At 39.6% G+C, this 8,539-nt stretch carries 8 protein-coding genes and 1 other annotated feature; all 8 genes read left to right on the top strand.

Annotated elements, in window-relative coordinates; genetic code table 11:
- Positions 1-120 precede the first annotated feature (120 nt).
- The 8 genes from ACXM1Q_RS04735 to rplT all read left to right on the top strand — a co-directional run bounded on the left by ACXM1Q_RS04735 (position 121) and on the right by rplT (position 8,341).
- The gene (locus tag ACXM1Q_RS04735; protein ID WP_458516642.1) at positions 121-1,059 is read left to right on the top strand and encodes a carbohydrate kinase family protein; all 939 of its coding nucleotides are present in this window, start codon (positions 121-123) and stop codon (positions 1,057-1,059) included.
- Positions 1,046-2,509, top strand: coding sequence for a sucrose phosphorylase (gtfA, locus tag ACXM1Q_RS04740; protein WP_458516644.1), 1,464 nt, complete (start codon positions 1,046-1,048; stop codon positions 2,507-2,509). Before ACXM1Q_RS04735 ends, gtfA begins: the two co-directional genes overlap by 14 nt.
- Positions 2,510-2,523: 14 nt before the next feature.
- Entirely contained in the window at positions 2,524-4,140 is a 1,617-nt protein-coding gene (locus tag ACXM1Q_RS04745) for a glycoside hydrolase family 13 protein (RefSeq protein ID WP_458516646.1), read from the top strand.
- Between the two features lie 111 nt (positions 4,141-4,251).
- The gene (locus ACXM1Q_RS04750; RefSeq protein ID WP_458516648.1) at positions 4,252-5,418 is read left to right on the top strand and encodes a galactokinase; all 1,167 of its coding nucleotides are present in this window, start codon (positions 4,252-4,254) and stop codon (positions 5,416-5,418) included.
- 8 nt (positions 5,419-5,426) lie between these two features.
- Positions 5,427-6,932, top strand: a complete 1,506-nt coding sequence (gene galT / locus ACXM1Q_RS04755; protein WP_458516650.1) for a UDP-glucose--hexose-1-phosphate uridylyltransferase — start codon at positions 5,427-5,429, stop codon at positions 6,930-6,932.
- Positions 6,933-7,040: 108 nt separating this feature from the next.
- Positions 7,041-7,168: a sequence feature (ribosomal protein L20 leader region), on the top strand.
- A 15-nt stretch (positions 7,169-7,183) separates the two neighbouring features.
- On the top strand, positions 7,184-7,714 hold the full coding sequence (infC, locus tag ACXM1Q_RS04760) for a translation initiation factor IF-3 (protein ID WP_135037791.1): 531 nt from the start codon (positions 7,184-7,186) through the stop codon (positions 7,712-7,714).
- Between the two features lie 29 nt (positions 7,715-7,743).
- The gene (gene rpmI, locus ACXM1Q_RS04765) at positions 7,744-7,944 is read left to right on the top strand and encodes a 50S ribosomal protein L35 (RefSeq protein ID WP_135037788.1); all 201 of its coding nucleotides are present in this window, start codon (positions 7,744-7,746) and stop codon (positions 7,942-7,944) included.
- Between the two features lie 37 nt (positions 7,945-7,981).
- Entirely contained in the window at positions 7,982-8,341 is a 360-nt protein-coding gene (gene rplT, locus ACXM1Q_RS04770) for a 50S ribosomal protein L20 (protein ID WP_135037785.1), read from the top strand.
- The last annotated feature ends 198 nt before the right edge of the window (positions 8,342-8,539 follow it).

An 8,539-nucleotide genomic window follows, 5' to 3' on the forward strand; every position in this document is an offset into this window, starting at 1 on the left:
AATTCAAGCTTGTCTGACTTTATAAAAGCTTTTGTTAAAAATGGATTACTAACTAAGATTTTGAGGTTGGGACTTGTGCCCAGCCTCTCATTCGATTTAGAACTATTAAAGGAGTTAGTCGTGTTTGCTTTAGAAAAATCATTGCCCCTAGCTACTAAGGAAATAGATGTGTTAACAGTAGGGGAAGTTTTAATCGATATGATCGAAACAGACGGTGTTTATCAAGCTCATTTTGGAGGCTCACCTGCGAATATAGCGATGAACGTACAGGCTTTAGGAGGACGTTCATCCTTGGTGGCAGCAGTTGGGAAGGACCGCTTGGGGCAGTTTTTAAAAGATAAGATTGATGCCAGAGGAGTGCAGGCTTTGATTCAAGAAAAGCAACAATCTACGAGTATGGTGGTTGTGAATCAGAGTCAAGGAACTCCGACTCCTATTTTTTACCGTGGAGCAGATGCTCATATTGAATTTACAGATGAGTTAGAAGATCTACTGGGAAAAAGTAAAATTCTACATTTTTCTTGTTGGCCAATTTCACAATCTCAATCGCGGCAAACGGTAGAAGCCCTAATTGCAAAGTGTCGGGAGGAGGGAATCATTGTGTCTTTTGATCCTAACTACCATCCAGATATTTGGGAGTTAGGTCACGATGGCATTGCCTATATCCAACAGATTATGCAACAGGTTGATATTGTGAAACCATCTGAGGATGATGCGGAGCGAATTTTTGGTCCAGACACGGTTGAAAACCATATTCAAAAATTCCTAGACTTGGGTGCTAAGTTGGTCATCATGACATTGGGGAAAGATGGTCTGATTGTTGCTACAAGAGAGAAGCAGATTGCAAAACCAACCAAGGCTAAGAAAGTTGTTGATACAACTGGTGCAGGAGATGCTTTCTGGTCTGGCTTTTATACAGGGATTAGTCAGGGGAAAACCATTCAGGAAGCGATCGATTCCGGTTTAGTGACGTCAGCCTATAAATTAGAGTTTTTAGGAGCTGTTGTTGACTTACCGAGCTTGGAGGAATTAGAGGAAAGAGCACATGCCAAAGAATAAAGTACAATTAATGACATATCCAGATTCATTAGGTGGGAATCTGAAGGAGTTAAAAACAAACTTAGATTTATATTTTCCAGATGTTTTTCAGGGTGGGATTCATATTCTTCCTCCCTATCCTTCATCTGGTGATAGGGGATTCGCACCTCTAACATATTTTGAAATTGATCCAAAATTTGGGGACTGGTCAGATATGCAGGCCCTGGCGGAAGATTATGATTTACTTTTAGATTTGATGGTGAATCATATTTCTCAAAAATCTCATTATTTTCAAGATTTTTTAGAAAAAGGTCGAGAGTCTGACTATGCAGACTATTTCTTAACCTTGGAAAAAATTTGGAAAGATGGAAATCCAGTTCAGGAAGATATTGATAAAATGTTCTTGCGGCGTGAGGTTCCTTATTCTGAATTTATCATTGAAAAAACAGGAGAATTGGAACGAGTATGGACAACATTTGGGAAGACAACACCGTCTGAACAAATTGATTTTGATATTTATTCGGCTAAAGTACGCCAACTGTTTAAGGATATCTTTGAGCATTTTAGTAATAATGGAATTCGAATGATACGCTTGGATGCTGTTGGTTATGTTATTAAGAAGATTGGGACATCTAGCTTTTTTGTAGAACCAGATATCTATGAATTTTTAGATTGGATTATGGAATTGGCAACATCTTATAACATTGAGTTGCTTCCAGAGGTTCATTCTCATTATTCTATCCAATATAGTTTATCCAAACACGGTTTTTGGATCTATGATTTTATTTTGCCGTATCGGATATTTGAAGCTCTATCAGATGAAACCAATGTTCATTTAGCTCATTATCTAAAGACTCGTCCCCATCGTCAATTTACCATGTTGGATTGTCATGATGGTCTCCCTGTGAAACCGGATCTGGATGGTTTAATTGATAGCAAGGAAGCACGTCGTTTAACGGACTTGGCAGCCAGCCGAGGTGCGAATATGAGCTTGATTGTCTCAGATGAACATAAAGAAGCGGATGGTTTTGATGTGCATCAAATTCGTTCTACAATCTATTCATTATTTGAAGAAGATGCAGCAACGTATTTATTAGCACGTGGCTTACAACTCTTTACACCAGGGATTCCACAAATATACTATGTTGGCCTTCTTGCTGGAAAAAATGATTTAGAGATGTTTGAAAAAACGGGAGATGGACGTGAAATTAATCGTCACAATTATTCCCAAGCAGAGATTGCAGAAGCTGTGCAAACAGATGTTGTCAAAGGTCTTGTAGAGTTGATTCGTTTCCGAAATGAACATCCTGCATTTTCTGGTGATTTTACGGTAGAGACAGAAGGAGAAGAGATTATCTTATTGAAATGGACGCTGGGAGAAGAGTATTGTCAGTTACGGGCGAATCTCAAAACCAAAAGTGGTCAGATTGTCTATTCAAATGATGGAGAAGTTGGTGAATACTTATTGTAAAATGAGGAAGTAAGATGGAAAAAAAGTGGTGGCAGCGGGCAACGATTTATCAAATTTATCCGAAATCATTTCAGGATTCTAATGGCGATGGAATTGGAGATCTTCAAGGGATTATTCAGCGGTTAGATTATTTACAGGAACTAGGAATCACAGCGATTTGGCTTTCCCCTGTTTATGAGAGTCCGATGGATGATAATGGGTATGATATTGCAGATTATCGTGCCATAGCTTCTATTTTTGGAACTATGGAAGATATGGAAAAGCTGATTCGAGAAGCCAAAAAACGTTCTATTCGAATCATCATGGATTTGGTTGTGAATCACACTTCTGATGAGCATGCTTGGTTTCTGGAAGCTAGAAAGGATTCTACCAATCCGAAAAGAGATTTTTATATTTGGCGAGATCAACCCAATTGCTTAGAGTCGGTATTTAGTGGTTCTGCTTGGGAATTTGATGCAGCAACGAATCAGTATTATCTCCATTTTTTTAGTAAAAAACAGCCAGATTTAAATTGGGAGAACCCAACATTACGTCAGGAAATTTACGAGATGATGAATTTCTGGATTGATAAGGGAATTGGTGGTTTTCGAATGGATGTGATTGATATGATTGGAAAAATACCCGATCAATTGATTTCTGCGAATGGCCCCAAGCTTCACGACTATCTCCAAGAAATGAATCGGGCGACGTTTGGGAATACAGATTTATTAACGGTTGGTGAAACTTGGGGAGCGACTCCAGAAATTGCCAAAGAGTATTCGAATCCGGAACGTAATGAGTTATCGATGGTATTTCAATTTGAACATATTGCTCTTCAGCATAAGCCTGGAAAGCCCAAATGGGAATATGAAAAGCGATTGGATGTTGAGAAACTCAAGGAAATTTTTAATAAATGGCAAACAGAGTTAGGGATAGATCAGGGTTGGAATTCCTTGTTTTGGAATAATCATGACTTACCCCGAGTATTATCCATTTGGGGAGATACGGCTCAATACCGGATAAAATCGGCTAAAGCCCTGGCTATTCTATTGCATCTTATGCGAGGGACTCCCTATATTTATCAAGGAGAGGAAATTGGCATGATCAATTACCCGTTCCAAACGTTAGAGGAAGTGGAGGATATAGAGTCCCGTAATTACATCAAAGAGCAATTGCAGAAGGGAGTAGATCCAGAGATTCTTTTGGATCAAATCCGTCATGTTGGGCGTGATAATGCGCGAACTCCTATGCAATGGAGTCAGGGGGATCAGGCCGATTTTACGGAATCCAGTCATCCCTGGTTAGCAGTTAATCCAGACTATCAGGAGTTTAATGTTCAGGCGGCTTTACAGGATCCCAATTCCATTTTTTATACCTATCAACAATTGGTTCACCTTCGGAAAGAAGAAGATTGGATTGTTTATGGGGACTTTGAATTAGTGAATACGAGTGACGCGGTGTTTGCTTATCGACGAACCTATCTGTCAAAGACCTATCTGATTGTTGTCAATTTATCGGATCAAGTTCAGTCCTTTGAAGAGGATTTGGGACAAGGCAAGATTATCATTTCAAATGGTGAGACTGATCTCAAATTTGTTCGCGAGCAGAAGCAGTTATTGCCGTGGGATGCTTTTTGTGTAGAATGGAAGTAAGAGTGACTGGCTTAGTATGAAATGATGAGGGATTTTCTTGGAAATAAGTCCTATCTGTTGAATCTATCAGTGATTCGTTGAATAAGAACTGGAAAGGAATTAAGTAAAAGGATGAAGCGATTAGAAGTATTAGAACAATTTGAGGGAGTATTTGGTTACTCTGCTGATCAAGCTTATTTTTCACCAGGACGAATTAATCTTATCGGTGAGCATACAGACTATAATGGGGGGTGTGTACTACCAGCAGCCATTACATTAGGAACTTATGGAGCTGCATCTCGACGGCAAGATCAATTACTAAGATTCTATTCAGAAAATTTTGCAGACCAAGGGATTATTGAGGTATCCTTGGATGATCTTAGCTATAAGGTAGAAGATGGGTGGACAAATTATGCCAAAGGAGTTCTCCATTTTTTACAGGAAGAAGGTCACACCATTTCAAGTGGTATGGATGTGTATGTGCATGGAACGATTCCAAATGGATCTGGTCTCTCTTCCTCTTCTTCGTTAGAATTGTTAATTGGAGTTATTGCGGAAGACTTGTACAATCTTGAGATTAGCCGATTGGATCTGGTAAAAATTGGAAAACGGACAGAGAATGATTTTATTGGTGTGCAATCCGGTATTATGGATCAATTTGCTATTGGTATGGGGGCAAGGAAAAGTGCCATTTATTTAGATACGAATACGCTTGATTATGAACTAGTTCCTGTTGATTTGAAGGATAATGTGATTATTATTATGAATACAAAGAAACGCCGTGAATTAGTGGATTCTAAGTATAATGAACGCCGGTCGGAATGTGAATTAGCATTAGCGGAGTTGCAAAAAGAGCTGCCGATTCAAAGTTTGGGAGAACTAGATTTTTGGACCTTTGATGAGCATGCCTATTTAATTAAGGACGCTGATCGGCTTAAACGAGCTCGTCATGCTGTGTTGGAAAATCTTCGAACATTAAAGGCAAGTAAAGTTCTAAAAAATGGGGAATTAGAAGAATTTGGTCATTTAATGAATGCCTCTCACATTTCTCTTCAACATGATTATGAGGTGACCGGATTTGAATTGGATACATTGGTCCATACGGCTTGGAAACAAGAAGGGGTTCTGGGGGCAAGGATGACAGGAGCAGGATTTGGAGGTTGTGCCATTGCTTTGGTCAAAAAAGACAGGGTTGAAGCTGTTCAAGAAGCAATTTACCGTGAATATCTTGAGGCTGTCGGCTATGAGCCAGAATTTTATAGCGCAGAAATTGCTAGTGGCAGCCAAATCTTAGAATAGGAGAACAAATGGTCGGAAATTTAGTGGAGAACTTTGTGTCTGCCATCATTGAACACACAGACTATGCAGATTTGGATCGTCTTTATTTAGCCAATCGAATCTATGCATTGGTAGGCGATTCTGCTAGGGATGCTGAGAGTTCGGAAATGAATCCGATTACTATGAAAAATGAGTTGCTTCAACTAGGAGTGAAACATGGTTTCATAGAGGATGTTGAGGAAGAACGAGAAATCGTGGGAAGTCAGTTGATGGATCTTTTGACACCGAGTCCGAGTCAAGTCAATCGAGCTTTTTGGGAGACTTATCGTCTTTCCCCGCAAGAAGCTATTCGCAATTTTTATACACTTAGCCAAAATAATGACTATATTAAGACGGATCGTATTGCTAAGAATATTGCCTATACTACCCAGAGCCCTTATGGAAATTTAGAGATTACCATTAACTTATCGAAACCGGAAAAAGATCCTAAGGCCATTGCGGCAGCAAAATTACTACCGTCATCTGATTTCCCTAAATGTCTGTTGTGTATGGAAAATGAAGGATACCTAGGACGTTTGAATCATCCAGCTCGTAGTAATCACCGTATTATTCGATTTGAGATCGATCAACGAGAATGGGGATTTCAATACTCACCATATGCGTATTTTAAAGAACATGCGATTTTCTTTTTAGAGCAGCATCAGCCAATGGAAATTAGTAACCAGACTTTTGCCAATCTGTTATCGATTGTAGAAACTTTTCCAGGATATTTTGCAGGGTCTAATGCGGACTTGCCAATTGTCGGTGGCTCTATCTTAACGCACGAACATTACCAAGGCGGACGCCATACATTTCCAATGGAGACAGCGAATCTAGTAGCTACTTTTCAAGTTAAAGGATTTTCGGATGTTGAAGCTGGCATTCTTCATTGGCCAATGTCTGTCATTCGTCTTCGGAGTCAAGAGAAAGATTCTTTGATAGCTTTGGCTTCAAAAATTCTCTCTGCATGGAGATCTTATTCAGATGATGAACTAGGTATCTCTTCAGAATCTGAAGGGATTCCACATCATACGATTACTCCTATTGCGCGTAAGAAGGGAGCATTTTTTGAATGTGATCTTGTTTTACGGAACAACCAAACTTCGGAGGAATTTCCAGATGGCATTTACCATCCGCATCCAGATGTTCAACACATTAAGCAGGAAAATATCGGCCTTATTGAAGTCATGGGATTGGCTATTTTACCACCGAGATTGAAAACTGAGTTCCAAACGGTAAAAGATTATCTTTTGGGAAAAGTTGAAGCGGTGAATCCAATTCATCAAGTTTGGGCTGATGAATTAAAAGAGAAGTACCCAGATGTTCATGAGGGAAATGTAGAGGCTATTCTTCGTCAAGCTGTGGGTGACAAATTTACCCGCGTCTTAGAAGATGCAGGTGTGTTCAAACAAGATGAGATAGGGCAAGCTGCTTTTCACCGTTTTGTTGAATCGTTGGGAGTGGAAGAATTTTCTCAACTTACTCCCCCGCTCTAAGCATCGTGAATGCTGTTTCCTAAGGCATTTTGGAGAGATGTTCTTCCAAAATGAAAAAAATTAAAAAAAGTGTTGACAAAGCTAAAGGATTTGGTAAAATAGAGTACATGAGAAAAGCAGAAGTGAGAGCTTCTCGCCTTGCGACTAACGTTGTCTGGCTCTACGATTCAAGTCCTATCTAGGATTCTATTCGTGTGAGTGGGTTTGCGTTAGCAGACCCACTCTTGTTTTTCTCGAAATAAAATAAAGAGGTGAACACCATAGCAAAACAAGACTTATTCATCAATGATGAAATTCGTGTGCGTGAAGTTCGCTTGATTGGTCTTGAAGGGGAGCAGCTTGGTATTAAACCATTGAGTGAAGCTCAAGCCATCGCGGATGATGCCAATGTTGATTTGGTTTTAATCCAACCCCAAGCAAAACCACCTGTTGCTAAAATTATGGACTACGGTAAGTTCAAATTTGAGTACCAGAAAAAGCAAAAGGAGCAACGTAAAAAGCAAAGCGTTGTAACGGTCAAAGAAGTTCGCCTAAGTCCAACAATTGACAAGGGAGACTTTGAGACAAAACTTCGGAATGCACGCAAATTCCTTGAAAAGGGAAATAAAGTCAAAGTGTCCATTCGATTCAAAGGTCGGATGATCACCCACAAAGAAATTGGAGCTAAGGTTCTCGCTGATTTTGCTCAGGCGACACAAGATGTGTCCATTATTGAGCAAAGAGCGAAGATGGATGGACGTCAAATGTTCATGCAATTGGCTCCCATTCCAGACAAAAAATAAGGTCTGATCAATAGAAAAGAGGAGAAATCATGCCAAAACAAAAAACACACCGCGCATCTGCTAAACGTTTCAAACGTACTGGTTCAGGCGGACTTAAACGCTTCCGTGCTTACACTTCCCACCGTTTCCACGGAAAAACTAAAAAACAACGTCGTCACCTTCGCAAAGCTTCAATGGTTTCTGCAGGAGACTTCAAACGTATTAAATCAATGCTTACAGGTCTTAAATAAGACATACTCGTATAACTAGAATCTGGAGGAAAACTAAATGGCACGTGTTAAAGGTGGCGTTGTATCACGCAAACGTCGTAAACGTATTCTAAAACTCGCTAAAGGTTACTATGGCGCTAAACATATCTTGTTCCGCACAGCGAAAGAACAAGTAATGAACTCTTACTACTATGCATACCGTGATCGTCGTCAGAAGAAACGTGACTTCCGTAAACTATGGATCACACGTATCAATGCGGCAGCTCGTATGAACGGACTTTCATACTCACAAATGATGCATGGATTGAAATTGGCTGAAATCGAAGTAAACCGTAAAATGCTTGCGGATCTTGCTGTTAACGATGCAGCAGCTTTCACAGCTTTGGCAGATGCTGCTAAAGCAAAACTTGGAAAATAAATTTTGACAGTTAAACCCTTTGGAGTCTCCAAAGGGTTTTCTTCTGCCTTTCTAATAACCTCGGAATTCTAAGTATAGTCATTTAGTTTTTAAATAGTATGTTATTGCATCAGTTATAGAGTCCATTTTACGAAGTAATTCTGTAACTGATTTTTTTAAAATAGCCCAGCTTTTTTCAATAGGATTTAATTCTGGAGA

It is taken from the genome of Streptococcus sp. 10F2 (assembly GCF_054331515.2).